We start from the raw sequence: 1,479 nt of genomic DNA on the forward strand, positions 1-1,479 counted from the left end.
CTCGACGAGTTCGTGGCGGTGACGGGACACCACCGCAAGCACGCGATGCGGCTGCTGCGGGACGGTGGGGCCGCGCCGGCGGCGCGGCGAGGGCGCCGTGGCCGCGTCTATGACGCGGCCATGCGCGAGGCACTGATCGTGCTGTGGGAGGCTTCCGACCGGGTCTGCGGCAAGCGGCTGCGGCCGTTGCTGCCGGTGCTGGTGGAGGCGATGGAGCGGCACCATCATCTGCAACTGGCACCGGAGGTGCGGGTCGGGGTGCTGGCGATGAGCGCGGCGACGATCGACCGGGTGCTGCGGGAGGTGAGGACGGCGGCGGGTGGGGCAACGCGGCGGCGCACGCCGCCCTCGGCGGCGTTGCGGCGGAGCGTGCCGGTGCGGACCTTCGCCGATTGGGGCGACCCAGCGCCCGGCTTCTTCGAAGCCGACCTGGTATGGCACAGCGGGCCGACGGCGCGGGGCAGCTACGTGCAGACGCTGGTGCTGACCGACATCGCGTCGGGCTGGACGGAGTGCGCGCCGTTGCTGGTGCGTGAACAGGTACTGGTGACCGAGGTTCTGAACGAAGTGCGTCGGGTGTTGCCCTTCCCGTTGCTTGGCTTCGACACGGACAACGACACGGCCTTCCTGAACGAGACCGTCCGCGACTACTGCGCGGCGGCGGGGGTGGCGTTCACGCGCTGCCGGCCGTACCGCAAGAACGACCAGGCGCATGTGGAGCAGAAGAACGGCGCGGTGGTGCGGCGGATCGTCGGCTACCGGCGGCTCGAGGGGCTGGAGGCCGCGGCTGCGCTGGCTGAGCTGTACCGGTCGGTGCGGCTGTTCGTGAACTTCTTCCAGCCCTCGTTCAAGCTGGCCGAGAAGTCGCGTGACGGCGCGGTGGTGCGGAAGCGGTATCACGCCCCGGCCACGCCTTACCAGCGGCTGCTCGAGGACGCGCGGGTCCCGGAGGAGGTCAGGGCGCGTTTGCGCGCGATGGCCTCCGGCCTGGACCCGGTGCGGCTGCTGCGCGACATCCGTGCGGCGCAGCAGCGGCTGGTGGAGATGGCCGACCGCACCGGGGTTGGCGAGCACGCGGCGCCGACACAGCCGACGCTGGAGGAGTTCCTGAAGGGTCTGCGGACAGCCTGGCGTGAGGGTGAGGTGCGCCCGACGGCGCAGCCGAAGCCCAAGGCGAAGAGGGAGCGACGGCGGCCGGATCCGTTCGCCAAGGTGACGGCGCAGCTGCACGCGTGGTTCTGTGCCTCGCCCTGGCTGACGGCGCGGGAGTTGCTGGCGCGCCTGCAGGCGGAAATGCCGGACAGCTACCCGGAGGCGTTGCTGCGGACCCTGCAGCGGCGGCTGAAGCAATGGCGGGGGGATGCGGCCCGGCAGCTGGTGTTCGGAGCCGGATCTGAGGCGACGGCCGGGAGCGGTGGTGAGGCAACGGGAGCGCCGGTCGCGGCAACGGGTGTAGCCGATGAGGCAACGGGCATGACA

The 1,479-nt window shown here is 71.8% G+C and carries 1 protein-coding gene; it reads left to right on the forward strand.

The features are described 5' to 3' along the window. The coding region (locus Q7A36_RS39750; RefSeq protein WP_305109313.1) for an ISNCY family transposase at positions 1–1,479 on the forward strand (1,479 nt) is incomplete at both ends.

This window comes from Paracraurococcus lichenis (assembly GCF_030657435.1).
GTDB classification, from domain to species: Bacteria; Pseudomonadota; Alphaproteobacteria; order Acetobacterales; family Acetobacteraceae; genus Paracraurococcus; species Paracraurococcus lichenis.